The sequence below is a fragment of the Peribacillus sp. P4_D6 genome (genome assembly GCF_056401795.1).
This window is the reverse complement of sequence record NZ_JBFUIQ010000028.1, coordinates 1-21,908: the sequence shown is the minus strand read 5'-3', so window position 1 is coordinate 21,908 and position 21,908 is coordinate 1. Positions and strand designations below refer to the sequence as shown.

The 21,908-nt window shown below is 41.1% G+C and carries 25 protein-coding genes and 3 riboswitches; of the genes, 9 read left to right on the top strand and 16 right to left on the bottom strand.

Annotated features, from left to right (window positions below; genetic code table 11):
• Window position 1: 1 nt before the first annotated feature.
• The 7 genes from AC1DVB_RS11460 to AC1DVB_RS11430 form a co-directional block, all read right to left on the bottom strand.
• Window positions 2-631: a poly-gamma-glutamate hydrolase family protein gene (locus AC1DVB_RS11460; RefSeq protein ID WP_477589285.1), complete on the bottom strand. Its 630-nt coding sequence runs from the start codon at window positions 629-631 to the stop codon at window positions 2-4.
• 311 nt (window positions 632-942) lie between these two features.
• Window positions 943-1,092: a CapE family protein gene (locus AC1DVB_RS11455; protein ID WP_156319646.1), complete on the bottom strand. Its 150-nt coding sequence runs from the start codon at window positions 1,090-1,092 to the stop codon at window positions 943-945.
• A gap of 69 nt (window positions 1,093-1,161) precedes the next feature.
• Complete coding sequence (locus AC1DVB_RS11450) at window positions 1,162-2,745, bottom strand: gamma-glutamyltransferase family protein (protein ID WP_477589282.1); 1,584 nt, start codon at window positions 2,743-2,745, stop codon at window positions 1,162-1,164.
• 74 nt (window positions 2,746-2,819) lie between these two features.
• A complete protein-coding gene (locus tag AC1DVB_RS11445; protein ID WP_328118477.1) occupies window positions 2,820-4,103 on the bottom strand; it encodes a CapA family protein in 1,284 nt (427 codons plus the stop codon).
• 10 nt (window positions 4,104-4,113) lie between these two features.
• A complete protein-coding gene (pgsC, locus tag AC1DVB_RS11440) occupies window positions 4,114-4,563 on the bottom strand; it encodes a poly-gamma-glutamate biosynthesis protein PgsC (protein ID WP_034309410.1) in 450 nt (149 codons plus the stop codon).
• A gap of 15 nt (window positions 4,564-4,578) precedes the next feature.
• Window positions 4,579-5,760, bottom strand: coding sequence for a poly-gamma-glutamate synthase PgsB (gene pgsB, locus AC1DVB_RS11435; protein WP_034309408.1), 1,182 nt, complete (start codon window positions 5,758-5,760; stop codon window positions 4,579-4,581).
• A gap of 784 nt (window positions 5,761-6,544) precedes the next feature.
• Window positions 6,545-6,760: a hypothetical protein gene (locus AC1DVB_RS11430; RefSeq protein WP_057276792.1), complete on the bottom strand. Its 216-nt coding sequence runs from the start codon at window positions 6,758-6,760 to the stop codon at window positions 6,545-6,547.
• A gap of 602 nt (window positions 6,761-7,362) precedes the next feature.
• Window positions 7,363-7,405, top strand: a riboswitch (PreQ1 riboswitch).
• A gap of 55 nt (window positions 7,406-7,460) precedes the next feature.
• Between AC1DVB_RS11430 and queC the strand changes: the two genes are divergently transcribed.
• Genes queC through queE form a run of 3 tightly spaced genes read left to right on the top strand, consistent with a single transcriptional unit; the run spans window position 7,461 to window position 9,317 of the window.
• Window positions 7,461-8,126, top strand: a complete 666-nt coding sequence (gene queC, locus AC1DVB_RS11425; RefSeq protein WP_034309401.1) for a 7-cyano-7-deazaguanine synthase QueC — start codon at window positions 7,461-7,463, stop codon at window positions 8,124-8,126.
• Window positions 8,126-8,596, top strand: coding sequence for a 6-carboxytetrahydropterin synthase QueD (gene queD, locus AC1DVB_RS11420; RefSeq protein WP_034309398.1), 471 nt, complete (start codon window positions 8,126-8,128; stop codon window positions 8,594-8,596). The genes queC and queD overlap by 1 nt, the downstream gene beginning before the upstream one ends.
• Window positions 8,589-9,317, top strand: a complete 729-nt coding sequence (gene queE / locus AC1DVB_RS11415) for a 7-carboxy-7-deazaguanine synthase QueE (RefSeq protein ID WP_063575422.1) — start codon at window positions 8,589-8,591, stop codon at window positions 9,315-9,317. The genes queD and queE overlap by 8 nt, the downstream gene beginning before the upstream one ends.
• A gap of 44 nt (window positions 9,318-9,361) precedes the next feature.
• Here queE and AC1DVB_RS11410 read toward each other — a convergent pair whose 3' ends face one another.
• The 4 genes from AC1DVB_RS11410 to AC1DVB_RS11395 all read right to left on the bottom strand — a co-directional run bounded on the left by AC1DVB_RS11410 (window position 9,362) and on the right by AC1DVB_RS11395 (window position 11,461).
• Complete coding sequence (locus AC1DVB_RS11410; RefSeq protein ID WP_034309394.1) at window positions 9,362-9,709, bottom strand: DUF4260 domain-containing protein; 348 nt, start codon at window positions 9,707-9,709, stop codon at window positions 9,362-9,364.
• 51 nt (window positions 9,710-9,760) lie between these two features.
• Window positions 9,761-10,330 carry a TetR/AcrR family transcriptional regulator gene (locus tag AC1DVB_RS11405; RefSeq protein WP_057276790.1) on the bottom strand — a complete coding sequence of 190 codons (570 nt, stop codon included), beginning with the start codon at window positions 10,328-10,330 and terminating at the stop codon, window positions 9,761-9,763.
• A gap of 175 nt (window positions 10,331-10,505) precedes the next feature.
• Window positions 10,506-10,946: an SRPBCC family protein gene (locus AC1DVB_RS11400; RefSeq protein WP_063575424.1), complete on the bottom strand. Its 441-nt coding sequence runs from the start codon at window positions 10,944-10,946 to the stop codon at window positions 10,506-10,508.
• A gap of 29 nt (window positions 10,947-10,975) precedes the next feature.
• The gene (locus tag AC1DVB_RS11395) at window positions 10,976-11,461 is read right to left on the bottom strand and encodes an SRPBCC family protein (RefSeq protein WP_477589277.1); all 486 of its coding nucleotides are present in this window, start codon (window positions 11,459-11,461) and stop codon (window positions 10,976-10,978) included.
• A 238-nt stretch (window positions 11,462-11,699) separates the two neighbouring features.
• Window positions 11,700-11,742: riboswitch (PreQ1 riboswitch) on the top strand.
• A 50-nt stretch (window positions 11,743-11,792) separates the two neighbouring features.
• Here AC1DVB_RS11395 and AC1DVB_RS11390 point away from each other — a divergent pair.
• Both AC1DVB_RS11390 and AC1DVB_RS11385 read left to right on the top strand, forming a co-directional pair.
• Entirely contained in the window at window positions 11,793-12,335 is a 543-nt protein-coding gene (locus tag AC1DVB_RS11390; protein ID WP_262870535.1) for a VUT family protein, read from the top strand.
• 21 nt (window positions 12,336-12,356) lie between these two features.
• Entirely contained in the window at window positions 12,357-12,503 is a 147-nt protein-coding gene (locus tag AC1DVB_RS11385) for a hypothetical protein (RefSeq protein ID WP_153246159.1), read from the top strand.
• Between the two features lie 426 nt (window positions 12,504-12,929).
• Here AC1DVB_RS11385 and AC1DVB_RS11380 read toward each other — a convergent pair whose 3' ends face one another.
• Window positions 12,930-13,250 (bottom strand): PadR family transcriptional regulator, encoded by a 321-nt coding sequence (locus tag AC1DVB_RS11380; RefSeq protein WP_413001607.1) that lies wholly within the window; start codon window positions 13,248-13,250, stop codon window positions 12,930-12,932.
• A 310-nt stretch (window positions 13,251-13,560) separates the two neighbouring features.
• Here AC1DVB_RS11380 and AC1DVB_RS11375 point away from each other — a divergent pair, with 310 nt between their 5' ends.
• Window positions 13,561-14,307 carry an alpha/beta hydrolase gene (locus AC1DVB_RS11375; RefSeq protein WP_477589275.1) on the top strand — a complete coding sequence of 249 codons (747 nt, stop codon included), beginning with the start codon at window positions 13,561-13,563 and terminating at the stop codon, window positions 14,305-14,307.
• 102 nt (window positions 14,308-14,409) lie between these two features.
• Here the strand turns inward: AC1DVB_RS11375 and AC1DVB_RS11370 are convergent, their stop codons facing one another.
• Entirely contained in the window at window positions 14,410-15,114 is a 705-nt protein-coding gene (locus AC1DVB_RS11370; protein WP_057276786.1) for a DUF421 domain-containing protein, read from the bottom strand.
• Window positions 15,115-15,327: 213 nt separating this feature from the next.
• Window positions 15,328-15,428: riboswitch (purine riboswitch) on the top strand.
• A gap of 176 nt (window positions 15,429-15,604) precedes the next feature.
• Between AC1DVB_RS11370 and AC1DVB_RS11365 the strand changes: the two genes are divergently transcribed.
• The gene (locus tag AC1DVB_RS11365; RefSeq protein ID WP_057276785.1) at window positions 15,605-16,798 is read left to right on the top strand and encodes a nucleoside transporter C-terminal domain-containing protein; all 1,194 of its coding nucleotides are present in this window, start codon (window positions 15,605-15,607) and stop codon (window positions 16,796-16,798) included.
• Between the two features lie 56 nt (window positions 16,799-16,854).
• Here the strand turns inward: AC1DVB_RS11365 and AC1DVB_RS11360 are convergent, their stop codons facing one another.
• The 3 genes from AC1DVB_RS11360 to AC1DVB_RS11350 form a co-directional block, all read right to left on the bottom strand.
• A complete protein-coding gene (locus tag AC1DVB_RS11360; protein WP_347881700.1) occupies window positions 16,855-18,006 on the bottom strand; it encodes a CAP domain-containing protein in 1,152 nt (383 codons plus the stop codon).
• Window positions 18,007-18,036: 30 nt separating this feature from the next.
• Complete coding sequence (locus AC1DVB_RS11355; protein ID WP_239858626.1) at window positions 18,037-18,342, bottom strand: hypothetical protein; 306 nt, start codon at window positions 18,340-18,342, stop codon at window positions 18,037-18,039.
• Between the two features lie 423 nt (window positions 18,343-18,765).
• The gene (locus AC1DVB_RS11350) at window positions 18,766-19,137 is read right to left on the bottom strand and encodes a winged helix-turn-helix transcriptional regulator (protein WP_034309370.1); all 372 of its coding nucleotides are present in this window, start codon (window positions 19,135-19,137) and stop codon (window positions 18,766-18,768) included.
• Between the two features lie 188 nt (window positions 19,138-19,325).
• Here AC1DVB_RS11350 and AC1DVB_RS11345 point away from each other — a divergent pair, with 188 nt between their 5' ends.
• Together AC1DVB_RS11345 and AC1DVB_RS11340 are read left to right on the top strand one after the other, a co-directional pair.
• On the top strand, window positions 19,326-20,531 hold the full coding sequence (locus AC1DVB_RS11345) for an MFS transporter (protein ID WP_034309369.1): 1,206 nt from the start codon (window positions 19,326-19,328) through the stop codon (window positions 20,529-20,531).
• Window positions 20,532-20,704: 173 nt separating this feature from the next.
• A complete protein-coding gene (locus tag AC1DVB_RS11340; RefSeq protein WP_454861602.1) occupies window positions 20,705-21,547 on the top strand; it encodes an aldo/keto reductase in 843 nt (280 codons plus the stop codon).
• Window positions 21,548-21,908 lie beyond the last annotated feature (361 nt).

Here is a 21,908-nt window from a genome sequence, read left to right as displayed (position 1 = left end):
GTCATTCAACCTGTTTATATTCAAGAGTGGCTTTTTCAATGGCAGTAACGAACCGTTTTAGAAGATTACAGTGATTGACTCTGTTCTTACTGGTAAAGTCATCACCTTTGAAAAAGCTTTTTCTCAGCTTTGTGGAAAGTTCCAATTGTACGCCTGCGCCCGTTTTGGATGTGTTGGTGATGTTGTTTCCATTCATGCCTGAAAGGTGCTGCGGTGCATGATCAGTTTGAAATCCAGCTTTGTTGAGGCATTGCTGAATAAGGTTCTTATATGGTTCGTTCCTTCCGCCAATGTAAACCAGCCCATTATGTACGTCGTAGTGGCCATGGATCGAAAGGGTGGTCTGAGCGTTCGCTGCCATTGAAACGCCGCTCGGTTCATTGAATAAGCGGGATGGTATATGGAGGACCTGGTTGCCCCTTGGCTTTAGGCCTTCGAATAGGTAGGTGCTTGCACCAAGTCTCTCTCCAAGTACGGCTGCAACTTCACTCGTACCTGGTTCGATATTCCCGCCATGGATGGCTAKAACTGCAATATCAGGATTCCTGTGATGAACGATGATGCGGTAATCAAGGTATTCTAGTTCATTTTCCTGCAATTCAAAAAAATCGCTATAGCTATTTTCAATCATGGTAATCCTCCGTATCTGTAGTGTATCTAATCTTCCATACCCATTGACTGCAAAAATAAAGGCTCTTTTCGTAAAGATTGTTGTTTTTAAAACGAAACTATCTAAGGTTGATTGGAGCGGAAGTGCGAGACTCCTGCGGGAGCGGCGGGACAGGTGAGACCCCACAGGCGTTTACGCCGAGGAGGCTCACCGCCCGCACCAAGGAAAGCGAGCATCTGGAGGGGAAATCAACCACACCTCACTACTTGGTAAATAGCAACAAAGTATGTGAAAACAGCCAAAATAAAAAAAGCGGGGATGCCCCAGCTTTTTCATTTTTCGACTGTCGTATATAGTTCTATTTTCTTTTGCTCGTCGGGTGTTAATGTTTCTGTCCGTTTAAACGTATTCATTGTCACAAGCAGGGCTGCTACAAGAAGGACAGGTATTACCCAGCTTGTTATTTTTTTTACGATATTCATATTCAAAATCCCCTTATACAACGCTAAAATTTATATGATATTTAGAAAAGGAGGGGCTGGATTGCCTGTTTATTGCTGAGCTTTCCAGCTTCCGTTTCTTCTTTTATCTCCAGCTCCGGATATTTGTCCATTTTTCTCGTTTTTAACGAGTCCTTGAACCCCGCCATAATACATGGGGGAAATCTTCTGAATGACTTCGTATCCGGAATCTTCCAAGTCGGATACAGTTTCATCCGAAAGCCTGGATTCTGTATAAATCTTCTTTCCATCAAAGACGAACCGATTACGATCGACGATATCCTGCAATGAGCCTTCATTTTCTGTATAAGAATAAAGAACCTGCATCAATACTTGCGGAATCCTATCACCGCCTGGTGAGCCGATCCCGATCGATTCCCGCCCAGGTTTCTTGAGAATGGTCGGAGCGGTGAAAGTTCTTGACCGTTTATATGCCTTTTGTGAGTTCAAGCCGGACCTGAAATTTTTCAGTTGATCGTTAAGGAAAAATCCATTTGTATAATCCCCAGATCCGAAAAAGTTACTGAGCGTATTCGTTGTGGAAACGACAGTGCCGTTTTTGTCCATTACCACAAAGTGTGTCGTACTTTCATGTTCTTCGGAACCATTCGATTCTTTATCTTCCCATTTTTCACTTTTGATCTTATTTTTAAGACTATCCAAGTGAATGGGGGAGAGCAATTTTTCCGCCTTGGAGTGACTTATTCCATCTCCAACATTGACGGCCCGATCTTGATAAGCAGTATCCGTAATGCCCCCCAAGACTTTCATATAAGCTGATTTGCTTGAAGAATCACCTAGGTTCATTTCCTCGGCTAGCTTTAACATTTCAAGAACCGTAATCCCTGAAAAGGGCGGAGGGGCGGTAAAAACATCATAACCGGCAAATGTTCCTTGGACCGGTTTCCGTTCTTTCACCTCATAGCGCTTTAAATCCATCAAGTCGATATCTGATTCCCTTTTAATATCCCGCGCAATTTCGCCTTTATAAAAACCATCAGGACCTTCCTGCTGGATCTCCTTCAGTGTTTCAGCAAGTCTTTCCTGGACGAGGGTTTTGYCTGGTTCAATGGCATCACCATCAGGATAAAAAAGGGAAGTCGCATCGGAAGATATCCTTGGCTGAGCCGCTTCTAAGCGAGATGATAACGATTCGTTGACTTCAAATCCTTCTTCAGCCAAATCTATAGCCGGCTGAAGAAGGTCTGCCATTGGTACGCTCCCATACTTATCACTGATGACCTGCATGCCGGCCACTAAGCCAGGAATCCCTGTATCGTGTCTTGAACTTGGGTCTTCTGGAGAGGATTCACGATAATCGATAAATTCGGGTTCGCCGGATTCCGGGGCAATCAGCATACCGCCRCCGCCGCCCACACCAGATCCATAAGGTTCGACTACACCTAATACATACGATACCGCAATGGCGGCATCAGCCGCATTTCCGCCGTTTTCCAATATATCCATCCCGACATCTATTGCGATTGGATTTGAAGAACTGACCCCATATGATTGTTCCGTTTTATTCTTTATCGGATCATTCGTGTCAGAAATAGGGGGTGTCTTCGAACATCCAGCAATATATATGAGCAAGCTTAGGGATATGAGCACTTTTCCCGTCATACGGTTAATCATCGGTTGTTCCCCCTTTTCGTTGAGATTCTAAGTTGTGTGTCTTCATTCTTCAAATAGTAATGATAAAGCGTTCCTTACTGAATGGGTTGTATTCCCGGTTGTTTAGCTTGTACGGGCTTTTTCTCTTGTGCTGCTTTTTTCTCCAGTGCAGCTTTCTTTTCCATTGCTGCCTTTTCCTCTTGTTCACGCTGTGCCTTATGATCGATTACCTTCTTGTGATCCAAGGTAATCTCGATGCGATCCTCTTTTTTAGACCACTGGACTTTTTCACTCGTTTCCTTCGTCAACTGTCGGTAAACACGTGATTTGTCAATGGAAGAGGTAGCTGGCCTTGGTGTTGCTTCTTCAATTTGCAGCGGTACGACATCGATTGTAGCTTTTCCGTCATTCGCTAAATGGTATTGAACCATGGCTGAATCCTTTGTGCGTGTCCAGCCTTGATCGAATATGAAATTTCCTAGACTATAGAAAATGATTCCATCTTTATAAACATCGAACGATTGAAGCACGTGGGGGTGATGACCGATGATGATGTCAGCGCCCGCATCGATGATAGCTTTAGCCAAGTCTTTTTGTCGATCGGTTGTTGATGTTGAATACTCTTGTCCCCAGTGCATATTCACCACAACCAAGTCTGCGTTGCCTTGCTTGGCATCCCTTGCTTTGCCGATCATTTCAAATAATAAATCAGGATTTGAGTTCAATAGTCCGGCTTTATCACTTTTTGATACGGCATCCTTACCGTAAACATCGGTGAAGCCAAGTGTTGCGACACGAACGCCATTAACATCCGCATAGTCGATGCTGTTTTTTGCTTCCGCAGTGTTCGATCCAACACCGACATAGTGCATATCCGCACTTTTGAATTCATCAATCGTGTCAAGGAGTCCTTGTTCTTCATAGTCCATCATATGGTTATTTGCCAATGACACCACAGAGAAGCCAGCATCTTTAACGGCTTCCACACCGCTAGTATTGGAGTTTAACCGGATGGGCGTATCGGCTCCCTTGTAGTTAGATACTTCTTCTTTTAAAGCGGTATGTTCATAATTCCCACTGACATAATCCGAATTGGCAAAATAGGGCTTCATATACCGGAAGAGGTATTCATACCCGTGCTTTTCCGTCACTTCTTCAACATAACGTCCCATCATCACATCACCGACCATTGTCATCGTCAATGGTTGATCGGATTTTGTTGCGACTGTTTTCACTTCCTCAGCCCGTCCCATCCAAGTGGTAATGACTAAAGCGATTAGTAATATAGGTAGTATGATTCCAGTGTATTTAAGATTCTTTTTCTTCGTGCGTTTAATAAAGATAAGTGTTTTTTCTTTTGCATTTAAAGTCCGTTTCATTTTTTGCACCTCAGAATAGGTAGTACACGTTCATTAAACCGAATGTTATGCCGGATAATAAAAGCGTGCTGCCAAGTGTCAATGGCATTCCTTGTCTTTGTATGGTATTTGCTATCAATCCAGGTACGATTATACCGATTCCCCGAAACTCGAATATTTCAAAGGGCATGACGGGGTAGACTAAGTCCAATAGGAGTTTCAAGCAAATCCCGGTCACCATCATGGCGGCGAATTTTCTTCTTCCATATAAAATCACCCATCTTGAAAGGCCGTGGGTGACGATTAAATAAGTTACGACACTAATGATCAAAATGGTCAGCATGATTTCCCATTGATCAAATACTAATGCCAAATAACCTGGCACGATAAGTCCTGCGGGTACGACACCCGTCTTTTCTGAAAATATAAGGCTAAGCGTTACTCCCAGTACTAGGGCTACATATAAATCCGATCCAAACATTAAGGTTCCTCCTACTTAACTTGCTTTTTGCTTTGTTTTAGATTTCATGAATGCTTCAATTAATGGTTCCGCTGCACCGTGAATATTCCCGACACCGTAGACGATGCGATTTTTCATCAATGGGCGGAGACGGGCCACGATTTCTTCAGTTGACCAGTTTTCTAAATCCCAATATTCTTTAGTATCCAATTTACCTTGCTCGAATACCTTCGTGATTGGTGATGTAGTTTCACCAATGGCAATGACTATTTCGGATTTTATGTACGGCAATACATCTCTAGCAAACTGCTCGGTACGGTCCACACGGTCTGCACGGCAGTTCATGATGACGATAGGAGGTTCTGTGCTGTATCCGAACGTATTGACACGTTCCCATATGTTCAGCGTCGATGCCGCGTCGTTTGCAGCAAAGCCATTGACAAAGAAAGTTGGCTGGATGCGATCTCCGAATTTGGTGATCCGCATGGCCCCTGGATCTGGATGTGCATTCAGCATGCCGCGGAAAGCCGTTTTTTCATCAATTCCCAAAGCTTCCGCAACGGCCAAGGCCAGTGATGCGTTATCCGGAAATACCATATAGTCGAATTCGCGTAAGAAATCTTCGGAAATTCTTGAATTATCTGCAACGATCACTTTTGTGTTGCGTTCTTTGGCGATTTGTTTGAAAAAGTCCAAATATTCACTTTCAATGGTTATTAAGTGACCATTATGGGGAATGGTAGCAGTGAAGGCTTCAGCAACCTCATCCATAGTCGGTCCCATGACATCCATATGGTCTTCCAATACATTCACGATGACCCCGATGTTTGCCTGGATCATTTTGTTTTGGAAGATTAGTTGATAGTCAGGCTGTACGGCCATGCACTCACAAACTAGTGCCTCCGTGCCTAAGTCGGCAACTTCTTTAACTACACGCCGTTGTTCTCCTATGTTGGGTCCTTCCGGGCGGCGTACAATCGGTTTTTCCTTGTCGGTAAACCAATAGATCATTCTTGCTGATGTTCCGGTTGTTTTACCTACTGTTTTGTATTTTGCTTCCTGGATCACACCTGTAATTAGACGCGTTACAGTCGATTTCCCTCGAATCCCATTCACATTCACACGTACCGGGATGGAGTCGAGACGCTTCTGATGGCGTTTTTGTTCAAAAATGCCATAGCCAAGCAAAAAGATCGCACAAATAAATATTGGTGCCATTTTTTTTTAACCTCTCTTTTTTTCAAATATTTGAATTACTGAATACACACTACATGATTTTAAACTTAATAGGCAAGAGCCAATTATTCTATCGTAATATAGTTATCAACAGATTTTTCAAATATATGTATATTAGTATGTAATAGTATCTAATGGGATGAATTATTTTATGAGTACAAAGATATGGCTGGAAATCGAGGGAATCGAGGTTTCATTTACACTAAATTATGGAAAGTTTAATAAAGCCCCATTTCAGTCAGAATCAACATGGTTTTATGAGCATTTGAACCTAATTCATAATGGCTATATTTGAATAATATTTTTTTAAAAAAGTGAGGTTTATTACAGTTTGTTAATTGTTTATACCCATTGTTTGACATAAACGTTATAATTTTTATGCATTTGTCATTCAATGTGAAATTTTGCATCTAACGACTCAATTAGTTGAACTCTTTTGAATATGGACAAAGATGAGTAAAAGAACACATCTCTTTTTTTTAGTATTTTCCTCGGGAATACCCATGGGTCTATAATTGACCTTTTACCTAAAAAATGAAATGAACTAAAGTTAACCCATTTCTTTTAAAAAATACCTAGTTTCTTCTATAGATATAGTGTTTATATAAGAATGAAAAATAAAAAAAGCCCAGAAGCATATCTGGGCTTTCGGCTTATATATTGTAAATGAATGGAATGGTCACGGATCTCCGTTAATCATGGATAGATTTACCTTTTGTGGGTCTTGAGTTACAGCATGGGTAGCTGATAATGGAAGGAATCCAGGTTAACTTGATTTCTTTCTCTCAGAAATCTCAAGGGTGGAGTCCTTTTTACCGCCATCAATCACATAAAATCTAGGAGCTAATCTCCTTTTTTTACGTTGATTGTCAGGATTCATCTTCATATAATTTTCGTATTCTTTGCGAAAGAATTCTTCGGTTTCCCGTTGCAATGCTTTTCTTTCGTTAAAATCTGCGATGAATTTGAAAAAACGTTTCATATGAATTCCTCCTTATGGGGTTAAAAGGTCTTAGTTTAATAGTAACATATCGTTGGTGAAGTTTAACCTTTTTTTGCAACTTTGGAGTGGAAATTATGTTTTTGTGTGAATAAAGTTGTGAATGGTTTGATTCGAGAAAAAGCATGTAATGGATCCTTGCTGAGTAAGTGACCGTGCATGGTATTGAAAGGGAATGTCGGGATTTGCAGAAAGCGGGTATTGGAAGCAATGATTATTTGAGTTAAAATATTCCTTATATTCATTATACACTAAATATTCTGAAAACAAAGGAAAATATTCACTTCCAGCCGCTTTTGATAGATTTGCTTTTTTATGGTTCATTATTGTGTATAGTTATATATTCCCCGAATTTATGAAAATGAAACTTCCCTTATGTGGGAGGGAAAAAAGCAATTTCCCGCATACGGGCTTTAACGCTTTTCAAATTATTGGACCCCTTATCGATATTTTATTCACTCTTTTTTATCGGATTTTTAATGTGATTTTTAATCGGGTCTAATGTTCACTTTATATAAACATCTTGATTTCTTATCATTTTCAAGTTACTATTGACTTGGAAAAATATAATATTCCGCGTTAAGGCGGAAGAGGTTCTAGCTACCCTCTCAAAAAAACTAAGGAGAAACAGTGCTCTATTCTTAGGGTGCTGTTTTTTTCCGTAAAAAGGAGTTTTATAGAAATGAAGAAGAAAGAAAAGGCAGTGGTTGTGTTTAGCGGAGGACAGGACAGTACGACGTGCTTGTTTTGGGCATTGGAGAGATTTGAGGAAGTGGAAGCGGTGACGTTCGATTATAATCAGCGGCATAGCTTGGAAATCGAATGCGCTCAAAACATTGCCAAGGAATTGGGCGTGAACCATCATATCCTTGACATGTCGCTGCTGAACCAACTGGCACCGAATGCATTGACAAGAAGTGATATCGCAGTGGCGGACGGAGAAGAAGGGGAGCTGCCGTCGACGTTCGTGCCAGGGAGGAATTTGCTGTTCCTTTCGTTTGCCGGAGTGCTGGCGAGTCAGATTGGCGCTAAACATATTGTCACAGGAGTCTGTGAAACGGATTTCAGCGGATATCCTGACTGCCGCGATGTATTCATTAAATCGTTGAATGTGACCTTGAACTTATCGATGGACCAGTCATTCGTGATTGATACGCCGCTAATGTGGCTTAATAAAGAGGAAACATGGGAGCTTGCTGACCAGCTTGGCGCGTTCGACTTTGTCCGCGAAAAGACCCTGACTTGCTATAACGGAATCATCTCCGATGGCTGTGGAGATTGTCCGGCATGCAATCTGCGGAAAAAAGGGCTGGATGACTATGTAAGCAGACGGAAGGTGCTTTCATGATGTACGGTTTTAAGATAGTGGATAAACTCCAAAAAATAGATGAAGATATTCAGCGCAGCCAATTGAAGTATACAAACAAGAGGGTTCTCGTAAGTAAGGAATTCACCTTTGAYGCGGCGCACCACCTGCATGACTATGAAGGGAAATGCAAGAACCTTCATGGCCACACGTATAAAGTCATTTTCGGATTGAGCGGGTATACGGATTCACGCGGGTTGATGATAGATTTTGGTGACATCAAGGATATATGGAAAAATGAAATCGAAATCCACCTGGATCATCGTTATTTGAATGAAACCCTGCCGCTCATGAATACAACAGCTGAAAATATGGTTGTCTGGATTTATGAAAAAATGGCCGAAGCCCTTTCATTAAAAGAATATGAGGGTGCAAGAGTCGAATTTGTTCGACTGTACGAAACGCCGACAAGCTATGCCGAAGCCAGACGGGAGTGGATGGAAAGTGAGTAAACTCCCGGTAATGGAAATCTTCGGGCCGACCATCCAAGGAGAGGGAATGGTCATTGGTCAAAAAACCATGTTCGTTCGGACGGCTGGCTGCGATTATTCATGTTCCTGGTGTGATTCCGCTTTTACTTGGGATGGCACAGGGAAGGAAGATACCGTTCAGATGACTGCCGATGAAATATGGGATGAGCTGAAGCGAATTGGGGGTTCCGGTTTTTCCTTCGTGACGATATCTGGGGGGAACCCGGCCCTGCTGAAAAACCTAAACGGCTTGATAGCGATCTTACATGAAAATAAAATGAAAATAGGGGTCGAAACACAAGGGAGCCGATGGCAGGATTGGTTTCTCGATATTGATGAACTGACTATCTCACCTAAGCCGCCGAGCTCTGGAATGGACACGGACTTTACCGTGCTTGACCAAATCATCTCGAATCTTGCCAATCGAAACCCAGAAAACCATGTTTCATTGAAGATCGTCGTCTTTAACGAGGAAGATTATCAATATGCCAAACATGTACATGGGCGTTACCCGGATATTCCCTTTTATCTGCAGGTCGGCAATGACGACAGCAGGACGGCGGATGATCGTCAATTGATCAGCGGCCTATTGAAGAAGTACGAAGAGTTAATTGATAAAGTGATAGCGGATGATGAATTGAATGATGTGAAAGTCCTGCCCCAGCTGCATACCTATATATGGGGTAACAAGCGGGGGGTGTAAAGTAAAGGCAGTGTGATGTTTAATCACACTGCCTTTTAAGCTTATTACAACCTTTGCATGTGTGTAGCTTTGAAGGATGATGTGTATTTAAGGCCATATCCAAATAAGCGATCCATTCCAATATGTGCGGTCCAAATTAAACCAATCATCACCCATGCATCCGACTTTAGGAATATGGCTAACAAAATCATGAGGATGGACACGATATAAGTATGGAATGCGTTATAAACCTTTGCTCCAATCCGGTCATTGATCAGATAGGCCAGCATGGAAACATCAGGGGACAAAATTAACAAAAGGAAAATCCACCAGCTGAATTCATATAACGAATAGATGTAAATCACCGCTAAAAGGACCATAAGTCCTTCAATATGAAGGAATTTCTTCACCATTTCATAACCTCCAAAGTTTAATTGACCATTGGTCAATAATTTCCGAAAAAATTATATGATGTTCTTGGTGATATTTTTTACATGAAAATAGGCTAAACCTTTTACATCTTGATAAGATAGTTCAGAATTAATGTAAAAAGTTATGAATCCGTGAAGAGAAAGAAAAATCGACCAAATGGATGCAGGATTCAGTTTGTTGTCCGTTAGATCCGTCAAGGACTCGATTAGCTTTTCGTATGTTTTATTAGAATCGAATTGGAGTAACTGCTGAATTTCTTTTTCCTTCGATAAAAACATGATGGAATAATGATTCTGTTGGGTTAAACCGAACTCCAAGAAGCACAATAAAATCTTTTCCATTTTTACGGAAGGGTCATTTTCCGACAGGATGATATCATCGATTGAAGAATTTAAAACGGAAAAATCCGTTTTCACCAAACTATAAAATATTTCCGCCTTGTTTTTAAAATGATAATAAATGGCTCCATGGCTGCAATCCAATGATTTAGCCAATTGCCTCATCGAGACATTCGAATACCCTAACGCTGCAAAAAGGTTTCTAGCTTCATTCAACACCATGTCCCTGGATAATTCTTGACCTGCCGATTTCCTTGGCGACATCTTATCACCTCCTTATTAATTGACCACTGGTTAATTAGGATGATAGCTCACGGATTTTTAAATGTCAATTATTAGTTTGAACTATATAGTACTGTTTTTAAGTGGGATTATGCCATTTGTTTCACCAGTGTTGCAAAGGATAAACCCCCAGATTATTGAGGGTTTATGCAATTTATTAAAAAACTAATGATGCTCTCAAAGTAGTGACGCCATTTTCTAAATAACCCTTTAAACAGGTTAATGTATATACCCAACCTTCTTTTTGTCCGATCATTTTGTTTATTATTTCAGGGTCGTCTTCACTCAATCCTGATTCGTTCACTTCAATGATCGTACTCGTTTTATCCAACTCTTTTAGTGTAATGGCAACAATCGTTTCTTGATCATTTCCGCCCCATGCAAACACGATTTTCCTATTTTCCTCTACTTCCAATACATGAATGACCACTTCAGCATCGTATTCGTTGTATCTCAATGTAGGCGTCCGGCCTTTTTCCCATCTTTCCGAACTCGATGAGAACCAGAAATTCCCGATTTTTTCAGGATTCACTATGGCTTCAAACACTTCATTCGTTGGCTTGACGATCTTGAATTTCGTGATGATTTGAGTATCCATAACTAACTCAACTCTCTTTCGATTTGTTTTTATTGTTTTCCATTATCCCAGTCTACTGATATGGGCGGCAGGGTCCGTCCAGTTTCAAGCAAGCTCTTCAGGTTACTTAAAAGGGCTGGCCATCCATTATTCAAGCCTTCAAAGGAATTGTCATCATAGACGAAATCTGTCTCCAATAGCTCCTCATGCCTAAGAGTTAACTTCACAGTCGAATCGTCCATTTTCTGTAATTCAAAAGTGACCCGTGTAGGCTGCTGGCGAGGGGTTTCGTCTCCTGCCATGATCCATGTAAACGAGAGCAGGTGCAACGGCTCGCATTTAAGTACATGCCCATGATCAGTAATCCGCCCATCATCCAGCAAATATTGAACTGCCGACCCTTCTTGCCAGTCAGACTGTACTTGTAATCCGAAGTGGTATTTCTCCGTGACTTCACCACTCGTCAAGGCTTCCCAAAGCTTCTCTGGTGTGGTTGCGATATAAATAGGATAGACAAACGTAGTTTTTTTCATCATTCTTTTTCTCCTCGCCAAATAAAGTACATGACTCTATCTTTGATTTTCGGCTTTTGTATACAGCCGGTCAAGCAGTTTTATGCGACAGAAATCGGCAAAAGGGGAAACAGGGACATTGAAATAAATGGCTAAATCAATCGGTAACCGCGAAAACATACTAAAATCGACGGTATGGAAACTTCTTGATTTCCAACCGCTTTCAAGCTACGATGAATAAGGAAAATGATAATCCGCCCGGGCGGAAGAGGTTCTAGCTACCCTCTCAAAAAAACTAAGGAGAACAGGGCTCTTTCTTAGGGTGCTGTTTTTTCTGTATAAGGAGAATCAAGAAATGTTAAGAATTTTATTGTATTTAGTATCCATCATCACGGCGAATGTGGTTACAGCAGCTTTTGCGCCATTACATTTTGGCATGTTCATCATCCCGATGGGGACATTGCTCATCGGGGGAACCTTCATCTTCCGAGATCTGGTCCAGAATAAATTCGGCCGCGTAAAGACCTATATATGCATCGTCACTGCACTTATTTTATCTGCATGTGTATCATTTTTATTAGGAGATACGTTACTGATTGTGTTTGCTTCCGCTTTATCCTTCGTGGTCGCAGAAACAGCGGATACGGAAATTTATACCCGTTTAAAGCTCCCGATGAGTTGGAGGGTATTTTACAGCGGGATCGTTGGAGGATTTTTCGATTCGGTGATATTTGTCGTGATTGGCCTAAGTCCTCTGGGTGCCAATATATTGCCATGGGAAGCGGTACCCGCTGCGGTCATCGGCCAAATCATCGTTAAAACGATCATTCAGTCCATTGGTGCCATATTGTTGGGACGAATCAACGTAGAACTGGAGAAACGTGTAGTCTCCAGTTAAATGTTAGGAGGGATGCACTTGATGGATGGAACCAAAAAAGAAGAAGAAAAATGCTATTGCCTCGAGGCCTTTCGTGAAAAATATGGCCCGCATGTACAAGGGGAATGCATGAAGCTCTCCTGCGCCAATTATCGCAAGCATAAAGGAATAGACAAAAAAAGGACCTGATTAGGTCCTTTTTTGCGTGATTGAAGTGACTCACGAGTAAACAGTGCGAATTCACGAGTAAACAGTCCAAACTCACGAGTAAAAGTGCAAAATTCACGAGTAAACAGTCCAAATTCACGAGTAAAAGTGCGAACTAAGTGTGCAGTACGAATTCACGAGTAAAAGAGCAAAACTCACGAGTAAAAGTGCGAAACTCACGAGTAAACAGTCCAAATTCACGAGTAAAAGTGCGAAACCCACGAGTAAACAGTCCGAATTCACGAGTAAACAGCGCGAACTAAGTGTGCAGTGCGAAATTCCCGAGTAAGCGTGCGAAAACTAAGTGTGCAGTGCGAATTCACGAGTAAACAGTCCAAATTCACGAGTAAAACAGCAAAAAAAGCTTCCTGGGCCGTTCCATTAAGTGCAGGAAGCTTTTTATTTGGTTTAGAATTGCTGTGAGCTTTTTCGAACTAATTTTTCCAGGAAGAAAAAGCATTCGCGTTTCCGCTCAAGTTCGGTTTGTCCATTTTCGGTGACATGATAATATTTCCTGCGGCATGATTCGGACTCTTTCCAATGTCCTTTTATGAATTCTTTTTTTTCTAATCGTTTAAGGGCAGGGTAGAGGGTGCCTTCACTTATTTCATAGTTGCCCTTGCTCATTTGCTTCAGGATTTTCGTTATTTCATAGCCGTAAAGCTTTTTTTGCGATAGAAGTGAAAGCAAAAGGAGGTCAATGCTTCCCTTCATTAATTCTTTATCCATATAAAATCTCCTCCTTTTCATTTTTAAAGTGTAATACGTTGTACATCGTATCACAAGGTGCATTTTACTTTTCTTAAAAAAAATAGTTAAATGACGATTGCTAAATAAATTTAATCATAGTAAAATGTGCTTCGGAACGGATGAGTTGTGAAGAGTGTGGTAAGGATACTATATATATGATTTAATTGTCTTAATGAAAATACGGAATAGGATAGAAGAATCACTACTCAAGGGGTATTAATTGATTTTTTTTCGAAAATCATTTAGATTCTATTTATCAACAAGAGCAAAGAAAGAAGGTCCTAGATAGATGAAAGTGAAAGCACCTGAGTCATTCACATATATAGGTGGAAAGAGAGCAGTTCTTCTGCTTCACGGGTTTACCGGAAGTACAGGAGATATGAAAAAATTAGGGAAGTACTTAAATGATCTCGACTATACTTGCCACGGACCTCTTTATAGTGGGCACGGAGTATCAGCCGAGGAACTTGCTAAAACTGGTCCAAAGGAATGGTGGGGAGATGTAGTTAATGGCTATAATTTCCTAAAAGAAGAAGGCTATGAGGAAATTGCAGTTGTAGGAATTTCTTTAGGGGGAGTGTTCTCATTAAAAGTGGGAATTGAATTGCCTGTAAAAGGGGTAGTTTCAATGTGCGCTCCGACGCAAGGAAAAAGTATCGATCGACAAAAGAACCGCTTGCTCAATTATGCACAGGCGTATAAGAAGTTTGAGGGCAAAGATGCAGACCAAATTGCTGCAGAAGTGAAGCTGCTTGAAGAAGGGCCAATGCCTCAACTAAAAGATGTGTTGAACATTATAAATGAGACAGGTGAAAATTTAGATTTAATCACATCTCCAACTCTTGTTCTGCAAGGGCGTTTGGATGATCCCGACTATACGGAGAGTGCTACAGCGATTTTCAATGAAGTCGATACACAGCATAAACACTTGATTTGGTATGAAAAGTCTGGCCATATTATCACATTGGGCAAGGAACGTGAACAGGTGTATGAAGATGTGTATAAGTTCTTGAATACACTGAATTGGTCGGAGTAATAAGCGATATATTTGATCCCCTTTAAGTTGAACGTGTAAAAAGCTTACAGTCGTAAGTAGGCTTTACACTATACTTGAGGGGATTTTATTTTGGCTGCAAATCTATTTGTAGAAAAAGACCTTTAAGGTATCGTTATTATCAAGAGTTGCCAATAAAATATCGTTCACGTCGGCATTATATGTTATTTTGATTCTGTTTTTCAGCCATGCTTCTTCTTTACCGCCCCGGTTCAATTCATTAGAATCAATCTTTCCCTCTTTAATAATCGTTTTAGGAAAAGTGAAGGCGTTTGTTTCCAGGTGCATATCTGCTGGGGTTACTGCTTCATATTGGGGATCTAAAAACAATGAAATGGTACCGTCCGGTTCCCATAGCGCGAGGGATACTTTTTGAATATCTTCGACTTTTTCCTTTCTTAATTCCGATAATAAAACATCGATGGAGATTCTGGCCCTTGCTAAGCTTTTGTAAATGATTTGTCCATTTTCGATAAGCGGAAAGGGGTCTGAGTCAAAAAACCTTCGGAGTTTTCCCCACTTAAGGCCTGCAAACACACTAATTATATATAAAATGACAAATACACTGGTTGTTATCATTGAGCCCTTCAAACCTAACTGTTCATCAGATAAAGGGTGGGCAAGAATGTTTCCAATAATTAAAGCCATTATGAAATCAAGTAATCTTAATTGCGAAATGGACCGTTGCCCCATCAATTTAACCGAAAGAAGCAAGAAGAAGAAGGAAATGATGGCTCTTAAAATCCACTGGATTGCAGTAAGAGTTTCCTGGCTACTAAAAAAATCCACAAAAATTCACGTCCTTATTTCCAATAAAGGAGAAGTAATGGGCCTCTTTAGAGTGGGCCGTTTATAGTTTTAGTCGGCTCCTTCATAAGTATTACCCACATTGGCCCTTCGGAGACTTTATAGACTGTTTTCAAAAAATTTATATTAATATAACAACTTTAAAACGTATTGTAATTAAAAATAAACTGATTTAAAATGATATCTTTCCTGAGAAATTTATTTAAAAAATATCCTTGTATAATATCAGTGACAATGGTCTGATAGTTTCTACCTGGCAGCCGTAATGCCGGACTACAAGGAAGTATGAAAATAGAAGAGATGAACAGGTTAATGTTGGTTCGCTTGAAAAAAGCTTGATCCTAAAAAACATGCTTCGATGAAAGCTCTTACTTTTTCACACTTTCTTGCTGCGGCTGAAGGTGTAAAAAGGTGAGGGCTTTTTATATAAAAAAAACGAATGGGAAATGATATAGCTAAAGGGGATGAAAGCATGTATTTCTTATTGAATATACTAGGTGTTTTAGTTGTAATGGGCATCGTTTACCTTTGTTCACCTAATAAAAGGAAAGTTAAGTGGAAAGCCATTCTTACCTTGCTGGTTCTTGAATTGCTTATCACTTGGTTCATGTTATCGACAAAAATAGGGGCGTGGGTCATCAATCTGATCGCTTCATTCTTCACCTGGTTGATTGAATGTGCGAATGAAGGGATTTCTTTTGTCTTTCCTTCGCTTATGGCAAATGAACAAGTGGATTTCTTTTTCAGCGCATTGATGCCGATTATCTTCATTATCACGTTTTTTGATGTTTTATCGTATTTCGGTATACTTACGTGGATCATTGATAAAGTGGGATGGCTCATTTCAAAAGTATCCGGTTTGCCGAAACTTGAGAGTTTCTTTTCGATTCAAATGATGTTCCTCGGAAATACCGAGGCACTTGCCGTAATCCGCCTTCAACTTAGTGCGATTAAGGATCAGCGTCTTTTGACATTTGGAATCATGAGCATGAGCAGCATCAGCGGTTCAATCATTGGAGCCTACTTGTCCATGGTACCGGCAACCTATGTTTTTGTAGCGATACCTTTGAACTGCTTAAATGCCTTGCTGATAGCTAATATGCTGAATCCCGTCGATGTCAGTAAAGAAGAAGACGTCGTTTATGTACCTTCTAAAGAGGAACGTAAAGATTTCTTTTCCACCATTTCCAACAGTATGTTGGTTGGGGCCAAAATGGTCTTCGTCATCATGGCAATGGTTATTGGCTATGTGGCGTTGACGGCTAGCGTAAACGGCATTTTCGGTTTCTTCGTGGATGGATTGACCATTCAAAAGATTTTCTCTGTCATTTTTAGTCCATTTGCATTCCTGCTAGGATTAACTGGACATGATGCCATGTATGTCGCTCAATTGATGGGAATCAAGCTCGCCACGAATGAGTTCGTTGCCTTGCTCGATTTAAAGGATAAAGTCAGTACACTGCCTCCGCATACAGTAGCCGTGGCTGTCACTTATTTGACGTCTTTTGCCAACTTCAGTACAGTGGGCATGATCTACGGAACATTCAATTCCATCCTCAATGATGAGAAATCGAACATTATCGGAAGGAATGTTTGGAAGCTGTTGGTTAGCGGGATGGCTGTTTCCCTGTTAAGTGCCATGGTCGTTGGATTATTCGTTTGGTGATTTAAAACGGGCATCTGAAAAAAGCTGTGCAGGATTTTTCCATGCACAGCTTTTTCTTATTTCGTCAAATAGTTCTCTGTATAATATGGTTTATTTTCCTCATCGAAGGCAACACCGACACCGAGGGATTCAAAATCTTTCTGTAATTTGTTTTCCCTGTGTCCAATGGAATTCATTAGGCCTTCATGGGCAAAGATACTGCTATTCTGACCGGCAGCCAGGTTTTCCCCCGCCATTCGGAAATTGATTTTGTCATCTTCCATCCTGTCAAAAGGGGATTCCCCTTCAAGGTTTGTATGGTTGAAGTATTGATTCACGGCCATATCTGCACTATGATCCTGGGCAGTGACCTTCACTCGTTTGTCCCATGTTAGCACGGAGAGATCATGATTGACCCGTGATGCATTGGTCAAATCGAATAATTGATATTCAAAGCCCTTCTTTAATTCGGGGCCGGCTTCTGCAAAATAGCCGCTCTTTTGCTTTTCGAGTTTTGCGTCGATGATTTGGATTGCCGTAACTGTATTTTTCTCATGTTTGTCATAAAAAATGGTCACATAGCTATTATCCATTTCGAACATATCGTATTCGCCGCTGTCACTTCGAATCTGGTAATAGACGTTTCCTTTAAGCAGTTTTGTTACTGGCTCCGCCATTTTCCCCGTCACGGTTTCTTTGGGTGTACCGCGTTTAATGCCTTCCTTTGAGGAAATCAAATCTTGGTTCGTATATAAACCAACAACTTTATTGTTGTTATCGTAGGCAACCATGAAGAAGTTTTGATAATTTTCGTGATAGGCAAACCAGTCCACGCCATATTCATTCCGCGTATTCCGCTTAGCTTTACCAGCCATTTTTTCTACATCATCCTTCGTGTCGCCAATTTCGATATTACGGACTGAAAAGGATGCATCAGCAGGTGATTCCAGTGCCGGTTTTTTCACTTTTTCCGTTTCCTGAGATTCTTTTTCAGAAGCGGTATCCAATGTTTCCGTCAGCGAGCCAATCAGGCTGCTGACTCCAGTACTCAGTTTTTCCAAGGCTGTCGTAACCTCGGGCCCGTTTATAAATGAACGAACATCTGATGCAAAGGCACTAACCCCCGCTTTGAATCCAGATTCCTGAATATCTTTACCATATCCATACCATAATCCAGAGAGTAGGAGTATGAGGACCACAATATTAAACAATTTACGCAAATCGTTCACTCCCGCTCTATCCAGGATATAGAATCCCGATTAATGAAAGACCGTCTGCAGCATACTTAAAACAGGTGGGACACCTAACAAAAATAGTGAACACATAATGAGTGTTTGCGAGACCATTTTTGGAAGCTTTTCCTTCCCTTTTCCCGAATACCAGCCACTGAACTGAAGTTTATTTCTATACCAGACGAATAATAAAAGCAGTATCGCAATCGAGCCTAGCCAGCCATACTGAGTCACTCCCAAGTTTATATAAATGCCGTTTACAATGGCCGAAATGATTGTTCCGGCTATCCCGAATATTAATATGATGCGTAACAATTCTAATAAGACTTTCATATGTCACTCCTTGGTTTCCCTATTATACTTCGTCGATTACAAAATAAAAAATTTAAATGTTTTGTTTTACATATTATACCAAAAATAAAGAGGGGAATAAAACAGGTAGCTCTTTCGAAGGTGAAGTTTTCATTATTAGTTAGGCTGTTTTCACATACTTTGTTGCTATTTACCAGGTAGTGAGTTGTGGTTGATTTCCCCTACAGATGCTCGCTTTCCTTGGTGCGGGCGGTGAGCCTCCTCGGCGTAAACGCCTGTGGGGTCTCACCTSTCCCGCTKCTCCCGCAGGAGTCTCGCACTTCCGCTCCAATCAACCTTAAATAGTTTCGTTTTATAAACAACAATCTTTACGAAAAGAGCCATTAGTTAAGTCTTTATAAACAAAAAAAGATTAGCCATTGCGCTAATCTTTTTCATTTGGGATTACTTTAATTGATCATTCAAGACACTTTCCTCGAGAACTGAAAACTTATCACCATACACCCTTGTTATGTGATTTTCCCCCCATGTACATAGTGCGGATAGGATACTTTCCAGGCTTTGTCCATACTCACTTAATTCATATTCCACTTTTGGAGGGACTTGGTTGTAAACGATCCGGTTGATGACTTCGTCCTTTTCCAACTCCCTCAACTGTTGGGTCAACATTTTTTGGGTGATGTTCGGCATAAGGCGCTTCAATTCACTAGTCCGCTTTTTCCCGTGGGTCAGATGGCAGAGGATCACGCATTTCCATTTTCCGCCCATTACTTCAAGTGTCGCTTCTACGGATATATTGTATTTCTTTTTTTGCATGATTTGCATACTCTCCTTATTTTATAGGTACTAAAAGGTGCCTATATCACTTTAAAGTACGTACTGTTATTTATTTGTATTATATCTCATAATAACATTTGCACACCGAATTCCACTGTACCATTTATAAAAAAAGTTGCTAAGGCAATTTCAATGATAGTACAAAATGACAAGAAGGAGAAGAGGATATGATTTCAAATAAAAATAGAAGTACATGGGCATTGCTGGCTTTGGCGATCAGTGCCTTTGCGATTGGAACAACTGAGTTCATCAGCGTGGGATTATTACCACTCATTTCTAAGGATTTACACATTACAGTGACGACGGCGGGACTGACGGTGTCCTTATACGCCTTGGGGGTCATGTTCGGGGCACCTATCCTGACATCACTGACATCGAATATGTCGCGTAAAACTTTATTGCTTTGGATAATGGTCGTGTTCATTATCGGAAATGCATTAGCGGCTTCTGCGACCACGGTCGGTGTATTATTGATCGCGCGTGTCATTTCAGCGCTTGCACATGGTATCTTCATGTCAATCGGCGCTACGATTGCCGCTGATTTGGTCCCTGAAAACCGAAGGGCGAGTGCCATCGCCATCATGTTTACAGGTCTGACGGTGGCAACGGTGACCGGAGTTCCTTTTGGAACCTTCATCGGTCAGCAATTCGGCTGGAGATTCGCTTTCATCATCATTGTGGCAATCGGCTTGATCGCTTTCATCGGAAACGGCATTCTAGTCCCATCGGATTTAAGAAAAGCGGCACGGACCACTTTCCGTGACCAAATCAAATTGGTGACGAATGGGCGTTTGCTGCTAGTATTCATCATTACAGCGTTAGGGTATGGCGGTACATTCGTTGTCTTCACGTACCTGTCGCCATTACTTCAGGAAGTGACAGGGTTTAAAGAAGGAACTGTGGCCTTGATTTTGTTAATATATGGAGTAGCCATAGCGATAGGAAATACCCTTGGCGGGAAATTCGCCAATCGCAATCCTATTAATGCCCTATTCTATATGTTTCTTATTCAGGCCATTGTACTTGTGGTGTTGACTTTCACGGCACCGTTCAAGGTAGCTGGTTTAATTACGATCATTTTAATGGGATTGTTTGCATTCATGAATGTTCCGGGGCTTCAAGTGTATGTCGTCATGTTAGCGGAGCGTTTCGTGCCGAGTGCAGTGGACGTGGCGTCAGCCATCAATATTGCCGCCTTCAATGCGGGTATCGCCATTGGTGCCTACTTAGGAGGGGTGATAACGGATTCGATTGGATTGATCCATACAGCGTGGATAGGTGGAGTCATGGTGTTTGCAGCAGTGATTTTAACAGGCTGGAGCCGGGCCCTGGAAAGTAAAGACCGTACCAAGGGAACGGACAAAATAGCATAGGATTAAAAAAGTGATGCATCTTAGAAAAAGCATGCTATGCGTATAGGGTATCAATGAAAAGTATCATTGCATCCCTTCAGTGAATGATGGAAGGTTCCCTGAAGGGATGTAATGATACTGATACTTAAAGCGCATTACAATCTATAAAAACAATCATTTGGAGGTAGAGTATTATGGTGAAAAACTTACAAGATACAACTACATTGCATAACGGCGTCAAAATGCCTTGGTTCGGATTGGGCGTATTTAAGGTGGAAGAAGGACCGGAGCTGGTAAATGCAGTTAAAGCGGCCATTAAACATGGTTATCGCAGCATCGATACGGCTGCCATTTATGAAAATGAAGAAGGGGTCGGACAAGGGATTCGTGAGGGCTTAAAAGAAGCTGGAATCTCAAGGGAAGACTTGTTCGTAACATCCAAAGTCTGGAATGCCGATTTAGGCTATGAATCGACAATTGCAGCTTACGAAAAAAGCTTACAGAAACTTGGCTTGGAGTACCTGGATTTATATCTTATCCATTGGCCAGTGGAAGGAAAATATAAAGAAGCTTGGAGAGCGTTGGAAACTCTATATAAAGAAGGAAAAGTGAAAGCGATCGGTGTGAGCAATTTCCAGATTCACCACCTAAAAGATTTGATGGAAGATGCAGAAGTGAAGCCGATGGTCAATCAAGTGGAATGCCATCCGCGTTTAACTCAAAAAGAAGTTCAGGCATTCTGTAAGGAACAAGGAATACAACTTGAAGCATGGTCTCCTTTAATGCAAGGTGAACTTCTTGATAATGAGGTTTTACAAGCTATTGCAACCAAGCATGGCAAATCTGTTGCACAAGTCATTTTACGCTGGGATTTACAAAATGGGATTGTAACGATTCCGAAATCAACTAAAGAACATCGTATTGTCGAAAACTCAACTGTATTCGATTTCGAATTGACGGAAGAGGAAATGAACCAAATTGATGGATTGAATCAGAATCACCGTGTTGGTCCAGATCCTGATAATTTCGACTTTTAATTAAGTATGACGGAGAGGGACGGGAGATCCTTCTGAGTTTATAGACTAAAGAGGACATATCTTTTAACACAAAGTTGATTGGAAYGKAAGGTGCGAGACTCCTGCGGGAAAAGCGAGTCAAAGGGAGACCCCGCAGGCGCTTGCGCCGAGGAGGCTCCCGGACCGCCCGCGGAAAGCGAGTGCCTGGAGTGAAAATCAACATTCATATTACACTCCCTTAAAAAAATGTAGGCAATCTTAATTATTCCAGTTTGTCCACAGTCAGGGGACGGGATATCCGTCTTTCTCTTTTTTTATGGATTTCGCATCGGAATTTACACGGACAGCTTCGGAAATCCGATTAGTTGACACAGTATTACTG

Excerpts from the sequence above, each read along its gene's own strand:
- AC1DVB_RS11455 (WP_156319646.1), bottom strand. The coding sequence starts at position 1,092 with ATGAATATCGTAAAAAAAATAACAAGCTGGGTAATACCTGTCCTTCTT.
- AC1DVB_RS11375 (WP_477589275.1), top strand. The coding sequence starts at position 13,561 with ATGAAAGTGAAAGCACCTGAGTCATTCACATATATAGGTGGAAAGAGA.
- AC1DVB_RS11340 (WP_454861602.1), top strand. The coding sequence starts at position 20,705 with ATGGTGAAAAACTTACAAGATACAACTACATTGCATAACGGCGTCAAA.
- AC1DVB_RS11400 (WP_063575424.1), bottom strand. The coding sequence starts at position 10,946 with ATGGATACTCAAATCATCACGAAATTCAAGATCGTCAAGCCAACGAAT.
- AC1DVB_RS11395 (WP_477589277.1), bottom strand. The coding sequence starts at position 11,461 with ATGATGAAAAAAACTACGTTTGTCTATCCTATTTATATCGCAACCACA.
- AC1DVB_RS11350 (WP_034309370.1), bottom strand. The coding sequence starts at position 19,137 with ATGCAAAAAAAGAAATACAATATATCCGTAGAAGCGACACTTGAAGTA.
- AC1DVB_RS11385 (WP_153246159.1), top strand. The coding sequence starts at position 12,357 with ATGGATGGAACCAAAAAAGAAGAAGAAAAATGCTATTGCCTCGAGGCC.
- pgsB (WP_034309408.1), bottom strand. The coding sequence starts at position 5,760 with ATGGCACCAATATTTATTTGTGCGATCTTTTTGCTTGGCTATGGCATT.
- AC1DVB_RS11365 (WP_057276785.1), top strand. The coding sequence starts at position 15,605 with ATGTATTTCTTATTGAATATACTAGGTGTTTTAGTTGTAATGGGCATC.
- AC1DVB_RS11445 (WP_328118477.1), bottom strand. The coding sequence starts at position 4,103 with ATGAAACGGACTTTAAATGCAAAAGAAAAAACACTTATCTTTATTAAA.
- queC (WP_034309401.1), top strand. The coding sequence starts at position 7,461 with ATGAAGAAGAAAGAAAAGGCAGTGGTTGTGTTTAGCGGAGGACAGGAC.
- AC1DVB_RS11390 (WP_262870535.1), top strand. The coding sequence starts at position 11,793 with ATGTTAAGAATTTTATTGTATTTAGTATCCATCATCACGGCGAATGTG.
- AC1DVB_RS11345 (WP_034309369.1), top strand. The coding sequence starts at position 19,326 with ATGATTTCAAATAAAAATAGAAGTACATGGGCATTGCTGGCTTTGGCG.
- AC1DVB_RS11380 (WP_413001607.1), bottom strand. The coding sequence starts at position 13,250 with ATGGATAAAGAATTAATGAAGGGAAGCATTGACCTCCTTTTGCTTTCA.
- AC1DVB_RS11410 (WP_034309394.1), bottom strand. The coding sequence starts at position 9,709 with ATGGTGAAGAAATTCCTTCATATTGAAGGACTTATGGTCCTTTTAGCG.
- AC1DVB_RS11430 (WP_057276792.1), bottom strand. The coding sequence starts at position 6,760 with ATGAAACGTTTTTTCAAATTCATCGCAGATTTTAACGAAAGAAAAGCA.
- AC1DVB_RS11355 (WP_239858626.1), bottom strand. The coding sequence starts at position 18,342 with ATGAAAGTCTTATTAGAATTGTTACGCATCATATTAATATTCGGGATA.
- pgsC (WP_034309410.1), bottom strand. The coding sequence starts at position 4,563 with ATGTTTGGATCGGATTTATATGTAGCCCTAGTACTGGGAGTAACGCTT.
- AC1DVB_RS11405 (WP_057276790.1), bottom strand. The coding sequence starts at position 10,330 with ATGTCGCCAAGGAAATCGGCAGGTCAAGAATTATCCAGGGACATGGTG.